Annotated in this window: 17 protein-coding genes and 1 tRNA gene; 5 read left to right on the top strand and 13 right to left on the bottom strand. The window is 63.7% G+C overall.

Annotated elements, in window-relative coordinates; all coding sequences use genetic code 11:
• Positions 1-5: 5 nt before the first annotated feature.
• The 8 genes from CK215_RS09510 to CK215_RS09475 all read right to left on the bottom strand — a co-directional run bounded on the left by CK215_RS09510 (position 6) and on the right by CK215_RS09475 (position 9,362).
• A complete protein-coding gene (locus CK215_RS09510) occupies positions 6-950 on the bottom strand; it encodes a carbohydrate ABC transporter permease (RefSeq protein ID WP_067002549.1) in 945 nt (314 codons plus the stop codon).
• Positions 947-1,906 carry a sugar ABC transporter permease gene (locus CK215_RS09505; protein WP_067002547.1) on the bottom strand — a complete coding sequence of 320 codons (960 nt, stop codon included), beginning with the start codon at positions 1,904-1,906 and terminating at the stop codon, positions 947-949. The genes CK215_RS09510 and CK215_RS09505 overlap by 4 nt, the downstream gene beginning before the upstream one ends.
• A gap of 187 nt (positions 1,907-2,093) precedes the next feature.
• Positions 2,094-3,347, bottom strand: coding sequence for an ABC transporter substrate-binding protein (locus CK215_RS09500; RefSeq protein WP_067002546.1), 1,254 nt, complete (start codon positions 3,345-3,347; stop codon positions 2,094-2,096).
• A 59-nt stretch (positions 3,348-3,406) separates the two neighbouring features.
• Complete coding sequence (locus CK215_RS09495; protein WP_095830774.1) at positions 3,407-4,918, bottom strand: aldehyde dehydrogenase family protein; 1,512 nt, start codon at positions 4,916-4,918, stop codon at positions 3,407-3,409.
• A gap of 11 nt (positions 4,919-4,929) precedes the next feature.
• Positions 4,930-5,706 carry an enoyl-CoA hydratase/isomerase family protein gene (locus tag CK215_RS09490; RefSeq protein WP_095830773.1) on the bottom strand — a complete coding sequence of 259 codons (777 nt, stop codon included), beginning with the start codon at positions 5,704-5,706 and terminating at the stop codon, positions 4,930-4,932.
• On the bottom strand, positions 5,699-7,297 hold the full coding sequence (locus CK215_RS09485) for an acyl CoA:acetate/3-ketoacid CoA transferase (protein ID WP_170950270.1): 1,599 nt from the start codon (positions 7,295-7,297) through the stop codon (positions 5,699-5,701). The genes CK215_RS09490 and CK215_RS09485 overlap by 8 nt, the downstream gene beginning before the upstream one ends.
• A complete protein-coding gene (locus CK215_RS09480) occupies positions 7,297-8,313 on the bottom strand; it encodes a Gfo/Idh/MocA family oxidoreductase (RefSeq protein ID WP_095830771.1) in 1,017 nt (338 codons plus the stop codon). The genes CK215_RS09485 and CK215_RS09480 overlap by 1 nt, the downstream gene beginning before the upstream one ends.
• Positions 8,310-9,362, bottom strand: coding sequence for a LacI family DNA-binding transcriptional regulator (locus CK215_RS09475; RefSeq protein WP_095830770.1), 1,053 nt, complete (start codon positions 9,360-9,362; stop codon positions 8,310-8,312). The genes CK215_RS09480 and CK215_RS09475 overlap by 4 nt, the downstream gene beginning before the upstream one ends.
• A 230-nt stretch (positions 9,363-9,592) precedes the next feature.
• On the opposite strand from CK215_RS09475, the gene CK215_RS09470 reads away from it, so the two are divergent.
• A complete protein-coding gene (locus tag CK215_RS09470; RefSeq protein WP_067002534.1) occupies positions 9,593-10,747 on the top strand; it encodes a dihydrodipicolinate synthase family protein in 1,155 nt (384 codons plus the stop codon).
• Between the two features lie 465 nt (positions 10,748-11,212).
• Here CK215_RS09470 and CK215_RS09465 read toward each other — a convergent pair whose 3' ends face one another.
• The 3 genes from CK215_RS09465 to CK215_RS09455 form a co-directional block, all read right to left on the bottom strand.
• Positions 11,213-11,395, bottom strand: coding sequence for a hypothetical protein (locus CK215_RS09465; RefSeq protein WP_095830769.1), 183 nt, complete (start codon positions 11,393-11,395; stop codon positions 11,213-11,215).
• Positions 11,396-11,520: 125 nt separating this feature from the next.
• Positions 11,521-11,595: transfer RNA gene (locus CK215_RS09460), tRNA-Val, on the bottom strand.
• 215 nt (positions 11,596-11,810) lie between these two features.
• The gene (locus CK215_RS09455) at positions 11,811-12,173 is read right to left on the bottom strand and encodes a response regulator (RefSeq protein ID WP_006199474.1); all 363 of its coding nucleotides are present in this window, start codon (positions 12,171-12,173) and stop codon (positions 11,811-11,813) included.
• Positions 12,174-12,338: 165 nt separating this feature from the next.
• Here CK215_RS09455 and CK215_RS09450 point away from each other — a divergent pair, with 165 nt between their 5' ends.
• Both CK215_RS09450 and hisN read left to right on the top strand, forming a co-directional pair.
• Positions 12,339-13,280: an N-formylglutamate amidohydrolase gene (locus CK215_RS09450; RefSeq protein ID WP_095830768.1), complete on the top strand. Its 942-nt coding sequence runs from the start codon at positions 12,339-12,341 to the stop codon at positions 13,278-13,280.
• Between the two features lie 304 nt (positions 13,281-13,584).
• Positions 13,585-14,358, top strand: coding sequence for a histidinol-phosphatase (hisN, locus tag CK215_RS09445; RefSeq protein ID WP_067002530.1), 774 nt, complete (start codon positions 13,585-13,587; stop codon positions 14,356-14,358).
• Positions 14,359-14,378: 20 nt separating this feature from the next.
• Here the strand turns inward: hisN and CK215_RS09440 are convergent, their stop codons facing one another.
• Positions 14,379-15,335 (bottom strand): alpha/beta hydrolase, encoded by a 957-nt coding sequence (locus tag CK215_RS09440; RefSeq protein WP_095830767.1) that lies wholly within the window; start codon positions 15,333-15,335, stop codon positions 14,379-14,381.
• Positions 15,336-15,797: 462 nt separating this feature from the next.
• Between CK215_RS09440 and CK215_RS09435 the strand changes: the two genes are divergently transcribed.
• The gene (locus CK215_RS09435; protein ID WP_067002526.1) at positions 15,798-16,265 is read left to right on the top strand and encodes an Hsp20 family protein; all 468 of its coding nucleotides are present in this window, start codon (positions 15,798-15,800) and stop codon (positions 16,263-16,265) included.
• Positions 16,266-16,446: 181 nt separating this feature from the next.
• On the opposite strand, the gene CK215_RS09430 is transcribed toward CK215_RS09435, so the two are convergent.
• Positions 16,447-17,499 carry a low specificity L-threonine aldolase gene (locus CK215_RS09430; protein ID WP_067002762.1) on the bottom strand — a complete coding sequence of 351 codons (1,053 nt, stop codon included), beginning with the start codon at positions 17,497-17,499 and terminating at the stop codon, positions 16,447-16,449.
• Between the two features lie 490 nt (positions 17,500-17,989).
• On the opposite strand from CK215_RS09430, the gene gltB reads away from it, so the two are divergent.
• Positions 17,990-22,708: a glutamate synthase large subunit gene (gltB, locus tag CK215_RS09425; protein WP_095830766.1), complete on the top strand. Its 4,719-nt coding sequence runs from the start codon at positions 17,990-17,992 to the stop codon at positions 22,706-22,708.
• The last annotated feature ends 48 nt before the right edge of the window (positions 22,709-22,756 follow it).

Here is a 22,756-nt window from a genome sequence, read left to right as displayed (position 1 = left end):
TAGGGTCAGCCCTTGACCGCGCCGGCCATCAGCCCGCGCACGAAATAGCGGCCGGCGACGACATAGACGATCAGGGTGGGGAGCGCGGCGATCATCGCCGCGGCCATGTTGACGTTGTACTCGACGACGCCGGTCGAGGTGTTGACGACATTGTTGAGAGCCACCGTCATCGGCATCACGTCGCCGGTGCCGGCGTAAGCGGAAGCGAACAGGAAGTCGTTCCAGATGTTGGTGAACTGGTAGATGACGGTGACGACGAAGATCGGCATCGAGTTCGGCAGCATGATGCGGCGGAAGATCTGGAAGAAGGAGGCGCCGTCGACCTGCGCCGCCTTCACCAGTTCGGTCGGGAAGGCCTCGTAATAGTTGCGGAAGAACAGGGTGGTGAAGCCGAGGCCGTAGACCACATGGACGAAGGCCAGGTTGACCGTCGAGTTGCCGAGGCCGAAGTTGAACCCCGTCGCGTTCTGCAGGCTGGCGCCGAAGCGGCCGATGCTGCCGAGGATGGTCGCCATCGGCAAGAGCACCGACTGGAACGGAATGAAGCAGGCGAACAGCATCATCGCGAAGACCAGCGTGTGGCCGCGGAAGCGCCATTTGGTCAGCACATAGCCGTTGAGCGCGCCGAGCAGCGTCGAGATCAGCACCGCCGGCACCACCATCTTGATGGAGTTCCAGAAATAGCCCTTGATCCCGGCGCAGGTCAGACCGACGCAGGTTTCGCCCCAGGCCTTGAACCATGGCGCGATGGTCGGCGACTGCGGCAGCGCCAGCATGTTGCCGTTCTGGATCTCGTCCATGGTCTTGAACGAGGTGACCAGCATCACGAAGAGCGGCATCAGGTAGAACAGTGCGAACAGCGCAAGCAGTCCGTAGATGACGATGCGGTTGATCGTCCTGGCGCTGACGCCGCTCGATGCCTGGCGGGCCGGTGAGGTGACGGCGCTCATCGCGGCTTCTCCCTGAGCTCGGAATAGAGATAAGGCACGATGATCGCGGTCAGCGTCATCAGCATGATCACCGCGCTGGCCGAGCCGACCGCCATCTCGTTGCGCTTGAAGGTGAACTCATACATGAAGTTGGAGGGCAGCCAGGCCGAACCGCCCGGTCCGCCGCTGGTCAGCGCCACGACAAGGTCATAGGACTTGATGGCCAGATGCGCGAGCACGATGAAGGCCGACAGGAACACCGGCCTGAGCAGCGGAATGACGATGCGGCGGTAGAGCTGGAAGGTGGTTGCGCCGTCGATCTGCGCGGCCTTCATGATCTCACCGTCGATGCCGCGAAGCCCGGCCAGGAACATCGCCATGATGAAGCCGGAAGCCTGCCAGACGCCGGCGATCACCACCGTGTAGATGACGAAATCCTTGTTCTTGATCCAGTCGAAATGGAAGCTCGTCCAGCCCCATTGGTGTAGCGTCTGCTCGAGACCGAGGCCGGGGTCGAGGAACCATTTCCAGGCGACGCCGGTGACGATGAAGGAGAGCGCCATCGGATAGAGATAGATCGGCCGCAGCATGCCTTCGCCGCGGATCTTCTGGTCGAGCAGGATGGCCAGAAACAGGCCGAGCGCCAGGCAGATCAGGATGTAGAGGAAGCCGAAAATGCCCATGTTGGTGATCGAGGTGTACCAGCTCGACGGCGGGTCGCTCTCGAAGGTCCAGCGCCACAGCCGCTGATAGGCGCGGGCGCCGGTGATGTCGTAGGATGGGAAGGTCTTGGAGTTGGTGAACGACAGATAGATCGTCCACAGGATGAAGCCATAGACGAAGACGATCGTCGCCGCGAAGCTCGGCGCCAGGACGATCTTCGGCAAAAGGTCCTGCAATCGCGAGCGGACGGAGGCGCCGGGACGGGCGTCGTGTTCCGGCGTCAGCTTGATTTGGGTTTCGGCGACTGTGCTCATCGGCTCATCCAGTACCGGTTATTGGGGACCAGCCAGCGTGCGGCGCACACAAGGCAGCAATCCCGTATATCGTCTCGACAGGAGACCTCCCCCGCCGGAGCGGGGGAAACTCGAGTGGTTTTGTTTATGCAATTCCGAACGGAAAACCGCTATGCACTTTTCCTGGAATTGCTCCAGCAAAAACGCCTTACTTGGCGTCGTCGATCGCCTTGACCAATTCGGTCACGGCTTCGTCCGAGGTCTTGATCTGGCCATGGACGAACTTCGAGATGACGTCCTTGTAGGCGTTGGCGACAGCCGGGGGCGCGCCATAGCCCTGGGCCAACGAACCGAACAGCTTGCCGCCTTCGTTAGCCGCCTTAAGGTCGGCGATGCCCTTCTTGCCGCAAGCATCGAAGTCGGTGTCCGGCACGTCGGTACGAGCGGGGACCGAGCCCTTCACGACGTTGAAAGCCGACTGGAAGCTCTTCGACAGGGTGGCGGTGGCCAGAGCGACCTGGGCGGCCTTGCGGTCGTCCGGAACGTTGAACATGCCGAACATGTCGGAGTTGTAGATCACCGAGCCGTCGGTGCCCGGGAAGCGGTAGCAGAGGAAGTCCGTGCCCGGGGTCTTGTTGGCGGCGTGGAACTCGCCCTTGGCCCAGTCGCCCATGACCTGAACCAGCGCATCGCCCTTGATGACCATGGCGGTGGCGAGGTTCCAGTCGCGGCCCGAGAAGTTCGGGTCGACATAGGTGACGAGCTTGGCAAGGTTGTCGAACGACTTCTTCATCGTGTCGGACTTGAGCGACTCCTCATCGAGGTCGTTCATCGCCTTCTTGTAGAATTCCGGTCCGCCGGTCGACAGCACGACGGAGTCGAACATTGTCGCTTCCTGCCAGTTCTGGCCGCCAAGCGCCAGCGGGATGACGCCAGCGGCCTTGGCCTTGTCGAGCAGGGCGATGAAGTCGTCGAAGGTCTTCGGCTCGGTGCCGCCGATCTTGTCCATCACGGCCTTGTTGATCCACAGCCAGTTGACCGAGTGGACGTTGACCGGAGCCGCGACCCACTTGCCGTCATAGACGGAGAACTTCTGCAGGGCGGCCGGAACGCTCTTGTCCCAGCCTTCCTTCTTGGCGGTCTCGGTGAGGTCGCCCATGACGCCAGCAGCGGCATAGTCGAGCACGGTGTAGCCCAGCATCTGCGAGGCAGTCGGATAGTTGCCGGCCGCGACCATCGCCTTCAGAGCGGTCATGGCGGCGTCGCCGCCGCCGCCGGCCACCGGCACGTCCTTCCAGGCATAGCCTTCCTTGGCCAGATCCTGCTTCAGCACGTTCAGAGCAGCCGCTTCGCCGCCCGATGTCCACCAATGCAGCATCTGCACTTCCTTGACGTCCGCGGCATGCGCCGAGAACGCAAAGCTCGTCGCAAGAGCCGTTCCGATAAGCAGTTTGCGCAACATGTACTACCTCCCTTGTTGCATTCACATAACCGGCGGAGTGACCGCCGGGGTCTCCCAACTCAGCCGAGCCACCATCCGGTGCGCTGGCCGCGATGAAACTGGATTGTCTTTTCCTCGGTATAGTCCTCCACGGCGCGTTTGCCGAGTTCGCGTCCGAGACCGGATTGCTTGTAGCCGCCGAAGGGCAGTTCGGGATAACCCTCCATGAACGTATTCACCCAAACCGTCCCCGAACGCACACCGCGCGCCACCGACATGCATGTGTCGATGCTGGCGCTCCACACTCCCGCAGACAGACCATAGGGCGTGTTGTTGGCGATGTGCAATGCTCTTTCAATCGTTTCAAAAGTGAGCACGGACAGCACCGGCCCGAAGACTTCCTCGCGCGCGATTTCCATGTCCTCGGTAACGTTGCGGACAATGGTCGGATCGAGATACTGGCCGGCGTTGGAGGCGAGCTGTCCGCCGCCGCTGAAGACGCTGCCGCCGCCGGTTTTGGCCGCCGTCACATAGCCGGCTACCTTCGCCATGTGGTCGGCCGAGATCATCGCGCCGACCTTGGTGCGGTCGTCAAGCGGATCGCCGACTTTCACCCTCTCGGCCAGCGCCTTGACTGCGCCGAGAAAGTCGTCCGCGATCGCCTCATGCACGATCAGCCGACTGCCGGCATTGCAGCATTCGCCGGCGTTGAAGAAGCCGCCGAAGACTGCGGCATCCGCCGCTGCTTCGAGATCGGCGTCGGGGAAGACGATCTGGCCGTTCTTGCCGCCGAGCTCCATCGACACCTTCTTCAGCGAACTGGACGCCGCCGCCATGGTCATCTTGCCGACGCGGGTCGAGCCGGTGAAGGACACCATCTCAACCAGCGGATGGCTGACCATCGGCGCGCCGACATCGCTACCCAGGCCGGCGAGGATGTTGACGACACCCGCCGGCAGGCCGGCCTGCAGCAGGATATCGCCGAGCACGAAGGTCGAGGCCGAGGTCATCTCGCTCGGCTTGACCACGGCAGTGCAGCCGGCGGCGAGCGCGAAGGGCAGTTTCTGGCTGACGATCAGGAAGGGAAAATTCCACGGCGTGATGATCGAGACGACGCCGATCGGCTCGCGCACGACCACGCCCAGCATGTCATCGCCGAGATTGGCGTAGCTCTCGCCATGGAGCGTGCGGGCAAGCGAAGCGGCATAGCGCCAGATGTCGACGGCGCCGCCGATCTCGCCGCGCGCCTGCGCGATCGGCTTGCCGGATTCCAACGCGTCGAGCCTGGCAATCTCTTCCAGTCGGCCCTCGATCAGATCGGCCGCCTTGAGCAGCACCGCGGCGCGTTCCGAAGCCTTCATGCGCGGCCATGCGCCGGCCTCGAAGGCCTTGTGCGCGGCCTGCACCGCAGCGTCGACTTCCGCAGCACCCGCCTGCGCATAGCGTGAAACCGCAAAACCGTGGCCGGGGCTGTTGCGTTCGATCGTGCGGCCATCCCGGGCACCGACATGTTTGCCGTCGATCAGAAGCTTGTAGCTCTTCGGCGCCCGAGACGCTTCGACCGGCATGGAAATGTTAAGCGGTGCGTTCATCGTATCTTCTCTCAAGATCTCGAAAAGTCCGGCTTGTGCCTGGCCTTGAAGGCGCCGACACCGGCCTTGAGATCGCCGGTGAGCGCAATGAAGCCGCTGGCCAGCGCTTCCGTCGCGGCGGCGTCTTCCTCGCCTTCGGCAATGCCGATCATCAGCTTGGCGGCCTCGGTTGCGAGCGGACCACGCTCGGCGATCTTTTCTCCCCAGGCTTTTGCTTCATCCAAGGCCTTGCCGGTTTCGACGACGCGGTCGACGACGCCGAGGGCAAGCGCCTCGTTCGCCAGCAGGACTTCGCCCCCTATTGCCATGCGCCGCACCGTTTGCGCGCCGAAGCGGCGCACGGCGCGCTGCGTACCAGACCAGCCGGGCACGACGCCGATCGAGGTTTCGGGAAAGCCGAGCTTGATCTGGGTTTCGGCGACGCGAAAATCGCAGGCGGCGGCCAATTCCAAGCCGCCGCCCAGCGCATGGCCGGACAGCACGGCGATTGTCGGTTGCCGAAGCCGCGCCAGCCGGTCGAAGACACGATGGCCGTAGCGCACCCATTGAACCTGGAAATCGGCGGCGCTTAATTGTGCCCAGGCCTCGACGTCGCCGCCGGCGCAGAAACCCTTGCCTTCGCCGCTGATGAGCAGGCAACGGACACCCTCGGCCAGCTCGGCCTTGTCGAGCGCGGCTTCGAGCGCGCGCAGCATCGGAATGTCGAGCGCGTTGAACTTTTCCGGCCGCCTGAGCGTCACGGTACCGATCGCGCCATCCTGCTCGAAGGTGACGAGGCGCTCAGCCATGCGCCCCTCCAAGCGAAGCGCCGCCGTTGAGCGACAGGCCGATCGGCCGATCCTGATAGAGCGACGCCGGCGTGATCTTGACGTCGTTTGCGACGGCGAGCGGAGTGTCGGCCTGCGCCAGCACATCGCGTTCGAGATCGATGCCGGGCGCCAGCTCGGTCACCATCAGCCCGGCCTGGGTCAGCTTCATCACACAGCGTTCGGTGACATAGGTGATGTCCTGGCCTTGCGCGACCGCGCGCTTGCCGGAGAAGGAGATGTGCTCGACCTCCTCGACGATCTTTTTCACCTTGCCTTCCTGGTCGATGCGGAGGGCGCCGTTCGCCAGCGAAAGCTTGGCGCCGGCATTGAAGAAGCCGGAGAAGACGATCTTCTTCGCCCGCGCGGTGATATCGACGAAGCCGCCGGCGCCGGCCGTCACATGCGGTCTCGCCGAAAGCTTCGACACGTTGACCGAGCCGTGGCGGTCGATCTGCAGGAAGGACAGGAGCGAGGCGTCAAAGCCGCCGGCCTGGAAATAGATGAACTGGTGCGGCGAGGGCATGATCGCCTCGGCATTCGAGGCGCAGCCGAACTTGAAGTCGAGCAGCGGCACGCCGCCGACCGCGCCCTGCTCGATCACCCACGTGACCTTGCCGTGCTGGCCTTCCTCGAGAAGAATGCGCGGCACGTTGGCGGAGATGCCGAAGCCGATATTGACGGCCATGCCGTCGCGCAACTCCATGGCGACGCGGCGCGCGATCACCTTCTGGATGTTCATCTCCGGGGTGCGGAAGGTGGAGAGCGGCCGGAAGATCTCGCCCGAGATCGCCGGGTCGTAAGCCGTCTGCGTGGTCTGCAACTGATCGGGGGCGACCACGATATGGTCGACCAAGACGCCGGGCACGCGCACATCGTGCGGCTTGAGGGTGCCGTTCTCGACGATGCGCTTCACCTGCGCAATGACGATGCCGCCATTGTTGCGGGCAGCCAATGCCTGTTCGAGACCGCCGAGATAGGCGCCCTCATGCTCGTAGGTGAGGTTGCCGCGCTCGTCGGCGGAGGTGGCGCGGATGATCGAGACGTTGGGGACGATTGCGCGGAAATAGAGCCACTCTTCGCCGTCGAACTGCTGCACCGAGACGATCGGCTCGCTGGCGGCGGCGTTCATGGCGCAACCCTGGTGGCGCGGGTCGGCGAAGGTGTCGAGGCCGACCTTGGTCAGCACGCCGGGACGCTTGGCGGCCGCCTCGCGATGCATGTCGAAGAGGATGCCGGAGGGCACGTTGTAAGCCGCGACCGAGTTGTCGCCGATCATCTGCCAGATCCGCGGCGGCTCGGCGGAGGAGGGGCCGGACGGATACGAGCCGCAGAGCGTGCGCTTGAGCAGGCCAGGCTTGGCGAGATGGTCGATGCCCTTGATGCCGTACATGTCGCCGGCGGCGATCGGGTGCAGCGTGGTGATCGCTCTCGGATGCCCTTCCGCATCGAAGCGCTCGCCGATGGCGGCGAGCACGGCGTCGGGGCAGCCGAGGCCGCTCGAGGACGACACCGAGACAACCATGCCGTCCTTGATCAGGCTGGCGGCATGCGCTGCCGTGACGAGCTTCATCACGCGAGGCTCCCGAGTTGCGGATCGATGATCACGGCCTTGCCGGTCTTCGAGGATTGCAGCGCTGCTTCGGCGGATGCCAGCGACCAGATGCCGTCCTCGCCGGTGGCCGAAGGCTGGCCTTCGCCGCGGATCGCGGCATGGAACTGGCGTAGCGAGCGGGTGTAGAGGTCCTCGCGATCGAAGCTCAGCTCTTCCTCGCCATTTGCAGTGCGCAGCAGCACCGAGCCGACCGGCTTCTGCGTCATCACATCAGTGGCGATCAGCGAGCCCTCCGACCCATGCACTTCGAAACCGATGCCGGCGAATTTGGTCGTGAAGCCTTCATGCGATTGCGCAATGACGCCGGACTTGAAGCGCCAGATGCACATCGCGCCGTCCTCCAGCCCGCCGCCGGCCATGCCGGCCGACTGTGTGAAGGCCGAGATCTCGACCGGATCGTCGCCGAGCACGAAGCGCAGCGTGTCGGCATCATGCACCGTGATGTCGAGCACCACGCCGCCCCCGGCTTCGGGCCTGGTGATGCGCCAGCCCTGCAGGCTTTCAGGCAGATAGACGGAATGGAAGACACGCGCGGCGATCGGTTTGCCGATACGGCCGGTTGCGATTGCCTCGCGCATCGCGCGGTGCGCGCCGGCATTGCGCAGATGATGGTTGGTGCCGAACACGATGCCGGCTTTCCTGGCCGCCGCCACCATCTTGCGCGCATCGGCGCTGGTCAGGGCCAGCGGCTTTTCGCAGAGCACATGCTTGCCGGCCTTGATGGCGGCCAGCCCCTGTTCGAGATGCAACTCATTGGTGGTCGAGATGTAGACGGCATCAATGTTCGAGCCAAGCAGCGCATCGAGCGTCGAGACGGCTTTAGGAATGCCGTTTTCCTTGGCGTAGCCTTGAGCCCGCTCTGCGCTGGAGCTCATCACGGCGGCAACCTCGCCGTCGGCCTGCGCGCGAATGGCATTGATCATGAACTGCCTGGCGATCGTGCTCGCGCCGATCAGGCCCCATCTCACGCTCATGCCGCGTCTCCCATTCCAGTGCCGCGCGCGCTGCGGCTCGGGCCGCAGCTTTCCCTGACCACGAGGCTGACCGCGCCGATATGGTCCTCGGCGCGCGTCGTGCGCGACTGGATCATCTTCAGCATGACGTGGGCGGCGCGCTCGCCAAGGCCTGGGGTGTCGACGGCTACGCTGGTCAGCGCCGGCATGTAGTGCTCGGCCTCGGCCACGTCGTCGAAACCGACCACGGCGAAGTCGGCCCCGGCCTCCAGGCCGCGCTTGCGCAGCGCGAGCATGACGCCGAAAGCGACGGCGTCGTTGAAGCAAAGCGCGGCTGTCGGCGGCTCGGCTGCCGCAAGCGCGGTCTCCAGGCAGGCCATGCCGCCTCTGCGGCTGGTCTCGCCTTCGACGATCGTTCGGTTGGCGGCCGGGATGCCAAGCGCCTCGCAGGCCTCGATGAAGCCGCCGAGCCTGTCGTGATAGACAACGAGGTCGGACGAACCGCCGAAGAAAGCCAGCCGGCGGTGGCCTTTGCCGATCAGATGCTGGGTGGCGAGATAGGCGCCGCGATGGTTGTCGGGCGCGATTGCGGGGATGCGGCTCTCGGGCAGGCGGCGCATGGCGAAGACGACCGGCACGCCGGCAGCCTCGATGCGGCGGAAGGCGCCGGGCGTGGTGCCGCGCGCCGGCGAGACGATCAGACCGGCGACGCCCTGTTCCAGCAGCGACTTCAGCACTTCTTCCTGGCGGACCGGATTTTCCGCGGTGTTGGCGATGAAGGGCACGATGCCTGCGGCCTGAAAGACGCGCTCCATGCTGACAGCCAGCTCGGCGAAGAAGGGATTGGTGAGATCGTTGATCACCATGCCGATGACGTTGGAATGCGCCTTGCGCAGGTTGGCGGCGCCGCGGTTGTAGACATAGCCGACATCCTCGATCGCCTTGCGGACCTTGACCGCGGTCTCAGGCCGGATCAGCCCGCTGCCTTGCAGCACGAGCGATACCGTCGATTTGGACACGCCGGCCTCGCGGGCGATATCCAGGATCGTCGCCTTGGCCCGGCTGGCCATATCCGTGCTTCCTCCGCGTCCGGCGCTAAAATTTATTGGAACGTTCTAAACATTGCGTCAAACCGGAGTCAACTGGGAATCATGTCGATTTCGAAAAATTGATCGATGGCCAGAAAATGTATGGGCTTAGGGCCGCAGCGCTGCGTTGGATCGCTTCAGTCGCAGGGATCATAAAGGTTCTTGATTTATTGGAACGTTCCATCTATAGGCTGCCACAAAGGGAGATTTCGATGGACATCATCCTGCCTGCGAAGAATGGCGATCGTGTCGGCTACCGGCTGGTCGGCCAACCGGCGCAGCCCATCATCGGCGCGGATTTCCCGCGCGTCGCCTATGCCGCTGCCCATGTCGTCGCCAACCCCTTCGCCATGACCGATCCCTGGTCGCGGCCGGCGGTCGACTGGGACAAGACCATGGCGTTCCGTCATCACCTGTGGCGGCTCGGCTTCCGCATCGCCGAGGCGATGGACACCTCGCAGCGCGGCATGGGTTTCGACTGGGCGAGCGCGAAAGAACTGATCCGGCGCTCGATCGCCGAGGCGCGCACGGTGAAAGGCGCCGATCTCGCTTCCGGCGCCGGCACCGACCATCTGGCGCCGGCCGCGGCAAAGTCGCTGGACGATGTGATCCGAGCCTATGAGGAGCAGTTCGCCTTTATCGAAGGCGGGGGCGGCAAGGCGATCATGATGGCAAGCCGCGCGCTGGCGGCCGTGGCCAAAGGCCCGGACGACTATGCCCGCGTCTACGACCGCATCCTCGGCCAAGCCTCCGGCAAGGTGATCCTGCACTGGCTGGGCGACATGTTCGATCCGGCGCTCAAGGGCTATTGGGGCAGCAATGATTTCGATACCGCCCTGGACACCGTGGTCGCCATCATCGAGCGGCACGCCGACAAGGTCGAAGGCATAAAGATATCGCTGCTCGACGCCCATAAGGAGGTGCTGCTGCGCGACCGCTTGCCTGAAGGCGTGGTGATGTTCACGGGTGACGATTTCAACTATCCGGAGCTGATCGCGGGGGACGGCAAGAGGCACTCGCATGCGCTGCTCGGCATCTTCGATGCCATCGCCCCGGTGGCCAACGCCGCGTTGGCCAGGCTCGCCGAGGGCGACCGGGCCGGCTATGACGCGCTGATGGCGCCGACCGTGCCGCTGTCGCGCAAGATCTTCGAAGCCCCGACGGAATTTTACAAGGCAGGCATCGTCTTCATGGCCTGGCTGAATGGCCACCAGGATCATTTCACTATGGTCGGCGGCATGCAGTCGGCGCGCGGCATCTGCCACTACGCCGATGTCTTCCGTCTCGCCGATCAGGCGGGATTGCTGGCCGATCCAGATCTCGCCGTCGCCAGGATGAAAGCGCTTTGCGCCGTCTCGGGCGTCTGAGAGGGTCGCCTCTCGCTTCCCTGCCGCTGGCGAAAATTGTAACCCTGATATCGGGCTTGGACCGGCAGCAGTCGAACTTCAACTGGAGGAGGTTGGCACCGCGGTCGTGGACCATCATTAGGCCGGCCGATCGGCAGTAGCGGCATGTTCCCGCAGGCCGAGGTCTAGACCCCAGTGGCTTTGCGAGAAATCCGCTTCAACCGGTGCGGATCGATCTGCGGTTCTGTGTCGATGAGCTTCTGCCTCGAACGATTGATCACATCTCGCGTTTGGGCGAGGAGTTTCCTGTCGCTCTCGGCTTGAAGAGGGCGCGGACGCGGATTGTCGGGAAATCGGTCTCGCATGGCGCGTCTCCGGTCTTGGTTCAGACGGGAGCGCGGTCGCTGTCTCTCAGCCGCCGGCGTCCTTTGCTAGTTGCCGACGATGAAGGTGAACTCGCGAGCGTCAGATCAGTTGCACGGTGCGTTAGAGATCTTCTGGGCCTTGCCGGAATATCCAGGCTCGCTCTCGGGCCGATTGCAGTTCGCTGCGGATCCGTCGCGCTTGTTGCCGTTCGGCATCGACTTCGGCTCGAAGCCGATACCGCTCGGCGCGCAATTTGATGGAATCTATATAGACCTTCCAGAAACGGTCGTCGTCTTCGGCCATTGCAGCCAGTCCCCATTTGGCGTGCAACGGAACGCGTCCGCTTTGGTTCCGGGTCGCGGTTGGAAATCTTCGACCCGGAGTTTCTGTGCAATCGGCACAACGGCTTAGCTAAGTTGTTGAAAGGATGGTGGGCGTGACAAGGATTGAACTTGTGACCCCTGCAATGTCAATGCAGTGCTCTCCCGCTGAGCTACACGCCCATCCGAAGCCGCGCATACACCATTTTTGGTCCGGCGCGTCAATAGCAGGAACAAGAAAAGAAAGCTCCGTTTGCCGCAGCGGCGGAAGCGCCGATGCCTAAAGCGCGTCGCGTCGAAACGGGTTCGAGTGACGCGCTTAGATCTTTGTTTTTGTGGATGTCGTTTTCCCAGCCGCTGCGCCGTTTTGGACGACATGCGTCGGCCGGAAAAACCCTTTAGGCGGCCTGAAGCATCTTCTCGACCTCGTTGACGAGATCGCGCAGATGGAACGGCTTCGACAGCACCTTGGCGTCCTTGGGCGCCTTGGAATCCGGATTGAGCGCGACGGCAGCGAAGCCGGTGATGAACATGACCTTGAGATCCGGATCGATCTCGGTGGCGCGGCGGGCAAGCTCGATGCCGTCCATCTCCGGCATGACGATGTCGGTCAGAAGCAGCGAAAAAGGCTCTTCGCGCAGCCGCTCATAGGCGCTGGCGCCGTTGTCGAAATCGCTCACTTGGTAGCCGGCGCGTTCCAGCGCCTTGACGAGGAACCGGCGCATATCGTCGTCGTCTTCCGCCAGAAGAATGCGTGCCATCGTATCCCGTCCGAATCACCCGCCCCAAGCCTGCCGCCGGGCAAGCCCGTTAACCATCCTGTATATGAGGAGGAGACGGTAAACATCAAGTGAACGTTGGCCTTGTCGCGACCACTTAGACTGTGCGTTTCGCGGGGCTGAAATGCTGGACATGCCGGGCGCAAGATGGCAGTTTCGCATCATGATGCAGTGCTTCGTCCTGGTTCGTTCAAATTGAAGACGGCAGCCGAGGATTTTTCGGTCACACCACCCTTCGAAATCCGATCGGGCGCCGAGCAACGCGTAGCTTTCCTGTTCAACTCGCCGCATAGCGGCCGCCATTATCCCGAGCGCTTCCTGGCCATGGTGCGGCTCGACCGCAACGCCATACGCCGCTCGGAGGATTGCTATGTCGATGAACTGTTCGGCGGCGCCGTCGCGCTCGGCGCGCCGATGCTGGCAGCAAATTTCCCGCGCGCCTATCTCGACGTCAACCGCGAACCGTGGGAACTCGATCCGCGCATGTTCGCGGAGCCGGTGCCGTCCTTCTGCAATATCCGTTCGGCCCGCGTCGCGGGCGGGCTGGGCACCGTGCCGAAGCTGGTGGGGGAGGGGCTCGACATCTATCCCGGGCGTCTGCCGCTCTCCGAGGCCGTGGGACGCATTGAGGCCGTCTACAAGCCCTATCACGAGACGCTGAAGCGGCTATTGACCAGGACCCACGCCAGGTTCGGCTATGCCGTGCTGATCGACTGCCATTCGATGCCGGCCAGCGTCCGGGTCGGCGACAATGGCGCGCGGCCGGACTTCATCATCGGCGATCGTTTCGGCATTTCCGCCAGCGCGGCTCTAACCGAGAGGGCGATCGGCCTGCTCACCGGAATGGGCTACGCTGTCGCGCATAACAAGCCTTATGCCGGCGGCTTCATAACCGAACATTACGGGCGGCCGGCGCGTCATCTCCACGCGCTGCAGATCGAGGTCAATCGCGGGCTCTACATGAACGAGCGGACATTCCAGAAATCGGCCGGCTTCGACGCTTTAGCCGACGACCTGACGCGGTTTTCGGCCGAACTGATTTCGATGCCCGGCTATCATTTCCTCGACCTGCCGCTCGCCGCCGAATGACGGCGGCGCTGGGAACCGCAGCTCAAAAAAAGACCGCATCGTTTTCACGACACGGTCGAAGTCTAGGGAGGAAACGCCCAAGGAGGGCATGGACAGGATAAGCTGTCCGAGAACAAAAGTATTGTGCGATGCACAAATGTCAATCGACTTCAGGCTTTTTTAATTCAATATGATGTGCAAATCCGGTTTCGGCGCCTGACGTGTGACTTTGAGGCAACAGGCGAGGGCGCCTGACCCGGTTTCACGCTCCGGTCCGACAAGAAGACAGCGGCTGCGAGATGGTTGCCGCAACGGGGAGAGTGGTTTGGATATCAGCATCGACTTCATGCGGCGCATCGCGCGTGCCGCCGCCGCCGAAACCTTGCCTCGCTTCCGCAGCCAGGCCGCAGTCGCCAATAAGCTGGCGGAGAGCTTCGATCCGGTGACGGAGGCCGATCGCGAGGCCGAGCGGGCGATTCGGGCGCTTATCTCGGCGGAATATCCCGATCACGGCATCCTCGGCGAGGAGCATGGCAGCGAGAACATTTCGAGCCGGCATGTCTGGGTCATCGACCCGATCGACGGCACACGCGCCTTCATTTCCGGCCTGCCGGTCTGGGGAACGCTGGTCGGACTGACGATCGACGGCGATGCCGTAGCCGGCCTGATGTCGCAGCCCTTCACCGGCGAGCTGTTCTATGCCAATGCCTCCGGCTCGCATTACGAAGGCCCGGGTGGCCCGCGCAGGCTCGCGACGCGCAAGACGACGCAGCTTTCGCAGGCGACCCTGTTCACCACCACGCCGGCGCTGTTCAAGGGCGCGGCGCGCAACCGCTATGACGCGTTCGAGAAACAGGTGCAGCTCGCCCGCTACGGCACCGACTGCTACGCCTTCGCCATGGTGGCGGCGGGCAGCGTCGATATCGTCGCCGATCCGGGTTTGAAACCCTACGACATCGTGGCGCTGATCCCGATCATCGAGAAGGCGGGCGGCGTCGTCACCACCTTCGAAGGCGGGCCGGCGGAAAACGGCGGCGACATATTGGCGGCGGCGACGCCGGAGTTGCACGCCGCGGCAATGGCGGCGCTGCGCGGCTGATCCGCGGCGTCGTTCCGTGATCAGGCAGCGTCGCCGGTTCCCGGAACAAAAGCATCGAAGGCCGCCAGGAGCTGCTCGCGAAAGAGATCCCTCTCCTGCAGGATCTCATGATGCGCGCCGTCGATCATCAACAACGAGCCGACGCGCAGCCGTCTGGCATAGGATTCGACCGCCTTGGTCGAGACCACCTGGTCGGCGCCGGCGCCGACGATCAGCGTCGGTACCTGGATCCTTGCCATGAAATCGCGGTCGCTGACCGCCTCCGCGGCTGCGGCGGCGGCCTTCAGCCAGCGGATGGTCGGACCACCGAGTCCAAGGTGGGGCCAGGCCCTGTAAATGTCGGTATTGCGCCGGTAGCGCTCCGGGTCGGACGTCACCTTGTTCATTTCGAAGGGCGTCGGCAATTTCGGGCGCGGCCCCCAGGCGGCATAGAGGCGGCCGAGGCCCAGCGCGCAGAACACCGCGCAGACGCGCCTTATGGTGGCGATCGAAACCCGCAAGTCGGGCACGGCCAGGAAAGGCGCGATCAGCACCATGCGTCGCACCCGGTTGACCATCGACGGCGAGGCAAGCAGCGCGATCACCGCTCCCGTCGAATGGGCGAGGATGTAATAGGGGCCGCGGCAATCGGGCAGCACGATCTCCTCGAAGAACTGCTCGAGATCACGGGTGTAGTCGCGGAAGCTGCGGACATAGCCGCGCTGCCGGTCGCGCAGCAGGCGGCTGGAATCGCCCTGGCCGCGCCAGTCGAGGGTGGCGACGCCGAATCCGCGGTCGGCGAGATCGCGGATGGTCTCGAAATATTTCTCGATGCACTCGTTGCGGCCGGTCAGCAGCACCACCGTGCCCTGGAGCGGGCGGGCGACGGCGGCGAAAACGCCGTAGCGGATCTTCCTGCCGTCGCGGGTGGTGAAGAAGCCGCCGGCAGCGTTCTGCGGCGGCGGATTGCCCTCAGTCAGATAGAAAAGGTCCGTCATTCGGCGCTTCGTTGATTGCTTCTTGCCCGAGCGGGCCAGGCGTCGCCACGGTGATAGACGCCCATGCGCCAAAAGCAAAGGTCCGGGATGCGCGCTTTCCTGAACGGGAAGGCCGGAAGCACCTGCGGCGCGCTTCCGGCCTCTGTCGATCCGGGAGGAAGGGACGTTACACCCGGTCGGCCTCGTCGCGGCGCACCGATCGAGGCGCCGCATATCCGTATTGTCGACTGCAGCCTAGCGAGCCCAGGCTGAACGGATGCCGAAGCCTCGGTTCATCTGGCGTTCATCGAGCGAAAAAATCGAAGGGAAAGTTGGTGCGCGAAGTTCTTGAAATGGGCTTTTCCGCTTCCCAAATGGAGGTTGCGGCCGCCGATGTCGGGGCCGCTGGCCTATCCGGAACGCCTTTCGAGGGTTTCGTACCGGGTCAAACGCAAACCATGTTGCTCAACAGGAGAACACATCATGCGTCACGTTGATTTTTCCCCGCTTTATCGTTCGACCGTCGGTTTCGACCGGCTGTTCACCATGCTCGACACGCTCGGCCAGCCCGAGAGCGCGCAGACCTATCCGCCCTATAACATCGAGCGCACCGGCGAGAACGCCTATCGCATCTCGATGGCGGTTGCCGGCTTCTCGGAAGACGAGATCTCGATCGAGGCGCACCGCAATGTGCTCACCGTCAAGGGTGAGCGCAAGGAAGAGAACAATGGCGAGGGTTCGGAGCTGCTCTATCGCGGCATCGCTTCGCGCGCCTTCGAGCGTCGCTTCCAACTCGCCGACCACGTTGAGGTCGAGGGCGCCACGCTGAAGAACGGCCTGCTCTTCGTCGACCTCAAGCGCAACATTCCGGAAGAGCTGAAGCCGCGCAAGATCGCGATCACCTCGTCTTCGGACAAGGCCAAGCAGATCGAGGCCAAGGCCGCCGCGTAAGCCGCGGGCTCCATGTAAGAAACGTCTCCCTCCCGAGACGAAAGCGGCGCCGAAGGGCGCCGCTTGTTTGTGACATTAATCCTGCACCAGAAAATCAACGCGGCGACAATTTCGCCGATGTTTTCTGGCGTTTTTGATCCTGCTTGGCCTCGAACTGTCGCTGGGGCCTTTGCTCGCCTGATCATTGCGAGAGCTGTTGGCCGAGACGGTCGATCTCTTGCGTGGTGGTGGCGAAGCTGGCGACGAAACGGTAGATTGCTTCCTTGTCGCCGAGATGGCCATCGAAACCCTGCGGCACGCCCCATTCATAGAATTTGACGCCGGCGGTCTGCAGCTTTTCGGCAAGAGCGCGGTCGAAGATTGCGAACACTTCGTTGGCCTGCGGCAGCCAGGCGAGCCTGCCCGCCGGCGCGTCCTCGATCGTCTCGGCGAGATGTGCCGCCATCGCATTGGCATGCCGCGCCATCCTCAGCCAAAGGTCGTCGGTGAAATAGGCTTCGAATTGCGCCGAGATGAAGCGCGCCTTGGAAAAGGTCTGTCCGGCGCGCTGGCGAAGCAGGCGCAGATCTCGGCCGACTTCCGGGTTGAAGATCACCACCGCGTCGGCCATCCAGCAACCGTTCTTGGTGCCGCCGAAGGAGATCAGGTCGACGCCGCTCCTCCAGGTCATTTCCGCCGGCGTGACGTCGGTCGCGGCAATCGCATTGGCGAAGCGCGCGCCATCCATATGCAGCGGCAGCTTGTGCCTGCGGCTGACCTCGGCGATCGCCTTGACGTCGTCGACGGTGTAGACGGTGCCCACCTCGGTCGCCTGGGTGATCGTCACGGCCATCGGCTGGCCGGCCGGCGCAAGGTCCTGCGAATAGCGCTTGATGGCGTCGTCGAGAGCCTGCGGGTTGATGCGCCCCAGGGGGCCCGCAACCGGCGCCGTACGAGCGCCGCCGGTGTAGAAGCCCATCGCGCCGAACTCGTCGACATTCATATGCGCTTCGGAATGACAAAGGGCGATGCCGCCGATACGGTTCAACGCCGCCATCGAAATGGCGTTGGCCGCGGTGCCGGTGGCGACGAAGAACACCTGAACTTCCCGCTCGAAGATCTCGCTGAAGCGGCGGTAGACGGCCCGGTCCAGGTCGCCGTCGCCATACGCGGTCGCGATGCCGGCCGCGTGGCGGGAGAGGTTCGCCGAAATGTCGGGATGAACGCCCGCCCAGTTGTCGGATGCAAAGAACATCGAGAGGTCCGTATTGTGATTGGCAGAAAGCGGCGCGACTTGACTGCTTTGGCGCGCGAAGCGCAAGGGCCAATCTTTCGCAAAACTGTGAAGCCAGCCGGGCCGTAACAACTGACCAGAGGTTGCGTTTTTTGATCCCGTCGCGAAATTTTGTGTCGCGGCACGCCCAAGAATTTTGTGAATCGGTCTTGTGCAGGTGCGGGATTTCTGCCATAAAAAATTTAGGACAGTAGTGCTGTCTTATTTTGTCGCACAAAACAGGCTGGACTGGCATATCATCGCTGCCATTCCGGCCATTGTCGCGAGCGGCGGGTAGACGGCTCCGCTCTGGCCTGTACGATACCGGATGCGAACCGGGCGTATGGCCGCATAGTTCGGCAAGAATTTCGCGAGACGTGCAGCAAGGACGAAGGGAAGCATCGTGCTTCCCAAGGCAAACCAGCGCCCCGAGGGAAATCACCGCCAAGGGTGCGGAACGGAGGACAGGACGATGACGGAACTGACGCCATCTGCGATCAACGGCCAGGCCGCGCAGACGAAAGCGGCAGCCGTCAAAACTGGTACCACCGCCAATGGTTTGATCGCGCAGGGCCTCTACGATCCGCGCAACGAGCATGACGCCTGCGGCGTCGGCTTCATCGCCAACATGAAGGGCGTAAAGTCGCACCAGATCGTCGAGGACGGTCTGGCGATGCTGGAAAACCTCACCCATCGCGGCGCTGTCGGCGCCGATCCGCTGGTCGGCGACGGCGCCGGCGTGCTGGTGCAGATTCCGGATCGGTTCTTCCGCGATGAGATGGCCGCAAAGGGCGTCGAACTGCCGCCGGCCGGCCAATATGGCGTCGGCCACTGGTTCATGCCGCAGGACGCAGCACTTCGCGCCCATATCGAGGACATCATCGCCGAATCGGCCCAGTCCGAAGGGCTGCCGCTGATCGGCTTCCGCGACGTGCCGGTCGATAATTCGTCGCTGTCGAAGGCGCCGGAGATTGTCGCCTCCGAGCCGTTCCATCGCCAGGTGTTCATCGGCCGCACGGCCGAGATTCCGGACGACGAGGAGTACGAGGCGAGGCTCTACCTGCTGCGCAAGGTGATCTCGGGCCGCATCTATGCCGAGAACGACAACAAGGATGTCGGCGCCTATTGCGTGTCGCTGTCGGCGCGCACCATCGTCTACAAGGGCATGTTCCTCGCCTACCAAGTCGGCGCCTATTACAAGGACCTCAAGGATCCGCGCTTCGACACGGCGCTGATCCTCGTCCACCAGCGCTTCTCGACCAACACCTTCCCGTCATGGAAGCTGGCGCATCCCTATCGCATGGTCGCGCATAACGGCGAGATCAACACGGTGCGCGGCAACAACAACTGGATGGCGGCGCGTCAGGCCTCGGTCGATTCCGAGCTGTTCGGCAACAACATCTCGAAGCTGTGGCCGATCTCCTATGAGGGTCAGTCCGACACGGCGTGCTTCGACAATGCGCTCGAATTCCTGTTCCAGGGCGGCTATAGCCTAAGCCACGCCATGATGATGCTGATCCCGGAAGCCTGGGCCGGCAACAAGCTCATGGATTCCGACCGCAAGGCGTTCTACGAGTACCACGCCGCGCTGATGGAGCCGTGGGACGGGCCGGCGGCGGTCGTCTTCACCGACGGGCGCCAGATCGGCGCGACGCTCGATCGCAACGGCCTGCGTCCGGCTCGCTACATCGTCACCGACGACGACCGCGTCATCATGGCTTCGGAAGCCGGCGTGCTGCCGGTGCCGGAGGAAAAGATCGTGCAGAAGTGGCGGCTGCAGCCCGGCCGCATGCTTTTGATCGATCTGGCAAAGGGCCGCATCATCTCCGACGAGGAGATCAAGTCGGAGATCGCGACCAGGCATCCTTACAAGACCTGGCTCGCCAACACGCAGTTGATTCTTGAAGAGCTGAAGCCGGTCGAGCCGCGGGCGCTGCGCAAGGATGTCAGCCTGCTCGACCGCCAGCAGGCCTTCGGCTACACACAGGAAGACACCAAGCTTCTGATGGCGCCGATGGCCACCACCGGCCAGGAAGCGGTCGGCTCGATGGGCACCGACACGCCGATCTCGGCGATGTCGGACAAGTCGAAGCTGCTCTACACCTATTTCAAGCAGAACTTCGCTCAGGTCACCAATCCGCCGATCGACCCGATCCGTGAGGAACTGGTGATGAGCCTGGTGTCCTTCATCGGGCCGCGGCCGAATATCTTCGACCTGATCGGCACATCGCGCCGCAAGCGGCTTGAAGTGCGCCAGCCGATTCTCACCAACGGCGATCTCGAGAAGATCCGCTCCATCGGACACACCGAGGACCGCTTCGACACCAAGACGATCGACATCACCTACGGTTCGAACGAGGGCGCTGCCGGCATGCAAGGCGCCATCGACCGGCTCTGCGAGCGCGCCGAGGCGGCGGTCGCGGGCGGCTACAACATCATCATCCTGTCCGACCGCCAGGTCGGGCCGGACCGCATCGCCATTCCGGTTTTGCTGGCGACGGCGGCGGTGCACCATCACCTGATCCGCAAGGGCCTGCGCACCGCGGTCGGACTGGTCGTCGAATCCGGCGAGCCCCGCGAGGTGCATCATTTCTGCTGCCTGGCCGGCTATGGCGCCGAGGCGATCAACCCCTATCTCGCCTTCGACACGCTGCTCGACATGCACAGGCGCGGCGAGCTGCCGGAGGAGGTCGACGCATACGAGGTCGTCTCCCGCTACATCAAGTCGATCGGCAAGGGCATCCTCAAGGTGATGTCCAAGATGGGCATCTCGACTTACCAGTCCTATTGCGGTGCGCAGATCTTCGACGCCATCGGGCTCAAGTCGGACTTCGTCGAGAAGTACTTCACCGGCACCGCGACGCTGATCGAAGGCGTCGGGCTGGACGAGATCGCGACCGAGACTCTCAGCCGCCATACCGATGCCTTCGGCAACGACCCGGTGCTGCGCAACAATCTCGAGGTCGGCGGCGAATACATGTTCCGCATGCGCGGCGAGGCGCATATGTGGTCGCCGGATGCGGTCGCCAGCCTGCAGCATGCCGTGCGCCAGGGCTCCTGGGACACGTTCAAGGAGTATTCGGCGCAGATCGACAGCGCGACGGCGCGCGCCCAGACCATCCGCGGCCTGTTCGAGATCAAGCTGGCGGAAGAGACCGGCCGCAACAAGGTGGCGATCGAAGACGTCATGCCGGCGGCCGAGATCGTCAAGCGCTTCTCGACCGGGGCGATGTCCTTCGGCTCGATCTCCCGGGAAGCGCACACCACGCTGGCGCGCGCGATGAACGCCATCGGCGGCAAGTCGAACACCGGCGAGGGCGGCGAAGAGGCCGACCGCTATCTGCCGCTGCCCGGCGGTGGCAAGAATCCGGAACGCTCGGCGATCAAGCAGGTCGCGTCGGGGCGGTTCGGCGTGACGGCGGAATATCTGGTCAATTCCGACGTCATGCAGATCAAGGTGGCGCAAGGCGCCAAGCCCGGCGAGGGCGGTCAGTTGCCCGGACACAAGGTCGACGCCACCATCGCCAAGGTCAGGCATTCGACCCCCGGCGTGGGCCTGATCTCGCCGCCGCCGCATCACGACATCTATTCGATCGAGGATCTGGCGCAGCTGATCTACGACCTGAAGAACGTCAACCCGGCGGCCGATGTGTCGGTCAAGCTGGTGTCGGAGGTCGGCGTCGGCACGGTTGCGGCGGGCGTCGCCAAGGCGCGTGCCGATCACATCACGATCTCCGGCTACGACGGCGGCACCGGCGCTTCGCCGCTGACCTCGCTCAAGCATGCCGGCAGCCCGTGGGAAATGGGCCTCGCCGAGACGCATCAGACCCTGGTGCTCAACGGCCTGCGCTCCCGCGTGGCGCTGCAGGTCGACGGCGGGTTGCGCACCGGTCGTGACGTCATCATCGGCGCGCTGCTTGGCGCCGACGAGTTCGGCTTCTCGACCGCGCCGCTGATCGCGGCCGGCTGCATCATGATGCGCAAGTGCCACCTGAACACCTGTCCGGTCGGGGTGGCGACGCAGGACCCGGTGCTGCGCAAGCGCTTCAAGGGCACGCCGGAGCATGTCATCAACTTCTTCTTCTATGTGGCGGAGGAGGTGCGCGCGCTGCTTGCCGAAATGGGCTTCACCCATCTCGACCAGATCATCGGCGACACCGACCTTCTGGAGAAGCGCGAGGTGATCCAGCATTGGAAGGCGCGCGGGCTCGACTTCTCCAAGATGTTCTTCAAGCCGGAGGCGCCCGCTGAGGCACTGCACTGGACCGAGCGGCAGAAGCATCCGATCGACGACGTGCTCGACCGCAAGCTGATCGAGCTGGCAAAGCCGGCGCTGGAAGCCAAGCAGCCGGTCAGCATCGAGCTGCCGATCCGCAATGTCGACCGCTCTGCCGGCGCGATGCTGTCGGGCGAAGTCGCCAAGCGCTTCAAGCACAAAGGCCTGCGCGAGGACACGATCCAGGTCAAGCTCACCGGCACGGCTGGCCAGTCTTTCGGTGCGTTTCTCGCGCGCGGCGTTTCCTTCGAGCTGGTCGGCGCCGGCAACGATTATGTCGGCAAAGGCCTGTCGGGCGGCCGCATCGTCATCCGGCCGCCGGAAGAGGCCAAGATCGTCGCGGCCGACTCGATCATCGTCGGCAACACGGTGCTCTACGGTGCGACCGAGGGCGAGGCCTATTTCGCCGGCGTCGCCGGCGAGCGCTTCGCGGTGCGCAATTCCGGCGTCGTTGCCGTCGTCGAAGGCGTCGGCGACCATGGCTGCGAATACATGACCGGCGGCATAGTAGTGGTCATCGGCAAAACGGGCCGCAACTTCGCCGCCGGCATGTCGGGCGGCGTCGCCTATGTGCTCGACGAGAAGGGCGATTTCGCCGAACGCTGCAACATGGCGATGGTCGAGCTGGAGCCCGTTCCGGAAGAGGACGACCTGATGGAGAAGCTGCTCCATCATGGCGGTGACCTCGACCATAAGGGCCGCGTCGACGTCTCCGGTGACATGACAAGCCATGACGAGGAGCGGCTCTATCAGCTGATCTCGAACCACGTCCATTACACGGGCTCGGTGCGCGGCCGCGAGATCCTCGACAATTGGGCAAGCTTCCGGCCGAAATTCCGGAAAATCATGCCGGTCGAGTATCGCCGCGCGCTGATCGAGATGGAGCGCATGCGCATGAGCGTGGCGGCGGAATAGGCTTTGGGCACGGCCGGGGAGGTAATCGCCCGGCCGGCATCCTCACCA

Origin of the sequence: Mesorhizobium sp. WSM3864, assembly GCF_002294955.1 — a bacterium.
GTDB lineage: Bacteria > Pseudomonadota > Alphaproteobacteria > Rhizobiales > Rhizobiaceae > Mesorhizobium.
Note: the sequence above shows the minus strand (reverse complement) of the source record. Positions and strands in the feature narration are given on the sequence as shown.